Annotated in this window: 1 protein-coding gene and 1 pseudogene; both read left to right on the top strand. The window is 77.3% G+C overall.

Annotation, left to right across the window (positions count from 1 at the left end; genetic code table 11):
• Positions 1 to 352: ATP-binding cassette domain-containing protein (locus V7793_RS37430; protein WP_336014174.1), on the top strand; the 352-nt coding region annotated here is incomplete at its 5' end.
• A gap of 57 nt (positions 353 to 409) precedes the next feature.
• Positions 410 to 1531, top strand: a pseudogene (locus tag V7793_RS37425) (ABC transporter ATP-binding protein); the annotation flags it as partial.

The following is a 1531-nucleotide window of genomic DNA, read 5'->3' as shown; positions in this document are numbered from 1 at the left end:
CGCGCACGATTTCGTACGGCGCCTCCCGCGCGGCTACGACACGCCCTGCGCGGACGCCCCGCTCTCGGGCGGCGAAGCCCAGCGCCTGGGCCTCGCCCGCGCCTTCGCCCACGCGGGCCGCCTCCTGATCCTGGACGACGCCACGTCCAGCCTGGACACGGCGACGGAACGCCGCGTCACAGCAGCCCTGCACGCGACCGCCGCCCCCACGCGCGTCCTGATAGCCCACCGCGTGACCACGGCCGCGAGCACGGACCGCGTCCTGTGGCTCCACGAGGGCGGGGTGAAGGCGGTGGCCCCGCACGCCGAGTTGTGGCGGGACCCGGAGTACCGGGCGGTCTTCGATGCGTGAGACGACGTCATGACCGTCGGCCGGGCCGCAAGCCTCCCGCCGGCACAGGAGGTCCCCGTGATACCCGTTGAGCCCGGGCTCGTCCGGCGAGGGGTCCGTTACCTCGCCGGGCGGCGGCGCGTCGTTGCGGCGCTGCTCGCGTGGTCCGTCGTGGAGGCCGGGCATACCTTCGCGCTGGGGTACGCGCTGGCCGAGGCGCTCGACGGGGGGTTTCTCGCCGGGCGGCCCCGCACGGGGCTCGCGTGGCTGGGGCTGGCCGCGGTGGCCGTGGTCGTCGGGGCGTACGGGACCGGGCGCACGTACGGCGGTGTCGCCGGTCTCGTGGAGCCCTTCCGGGACGGGCTCGTGAGGACGGTCGTCTCCCGCGCCCTGCACCGGGGCGACACCGCGGCCGTCTCCCGGCTGACGCACCAGGTGGAGATCGCCCGTGACGCCTTCGCCGGCCTGGTCATGGTCTCGCGCTCGTTCGTCTTCACCGCGGCCGGCGCCCTGACGGGGCTGTTCCTGCTCGCGCCCCCGCTGCTGGCGGTCGTCGCGCCGCCCCTCGTGCTCGGCCTCGCCCTGTTCCTGGCGACGCTGCGCCCGCTGGCCCGCCGCCAGGAGGCGTACCTCGCCGCGGACGAGGCCCTCGCCGCCGCGCTCGGCGACGTCTTCTCCGGTCTGCGCGACGTCACCGCGGCGGGTGCCGAGCCCCGCGTCCGCGCGGAGACGGGCGCGCTCACCGACGCCGCGCTGCACGCCTCCCGTGCGCTCGCCCGCTGGTCCGTCGTCCGGGTCGTGGCCCTGGCCCTGGCCGGTCAGCTGCCGCTGGTGCTCCTGCTGGCCGGGGCGCCGTGGCTGCTGGACCGGGGCGTGACCGCGGGCGGCCTGGTGGGCGCACTGGCCTATCTGACGCAGTCCTTGATGCCCGCGCTGCAGAACCTCGTCCACGGCCTGGGTACGAGCGGCTCGCGCCTGGCCGTGGTGGTGCGCAGGCTCACGGCGCCGGGCCCGCCGGGCCTGCCGTGCCCGCCGGTCGCCGGGGCGGCGGACGCCCTGCCGGCTGCCCCGCCGCCCACCTTCGCCCCCGCCCTCGAACTGCGCCGCCTCACCTTCGCGTACGGCGACCGAGCCGACCCCGTCGTACGGGACCTGGACCTGACGCTGCCCCGGGGCGCGCACCTCGCGGTCGTCGGCCCC

The sequence above is a fragment of the Streptomyces sp. KLMMK genome (assembly GCF_036961605.1).
GTDB lineage: Bacteria > Actinomycetota > Actinomycetes > Streptomycetales > Streptomycetaceae > Streptomyces > Streptomyces telluris.
This window is presented reverse-complemented; position numbering and strand designations above follow the sequence as displayed.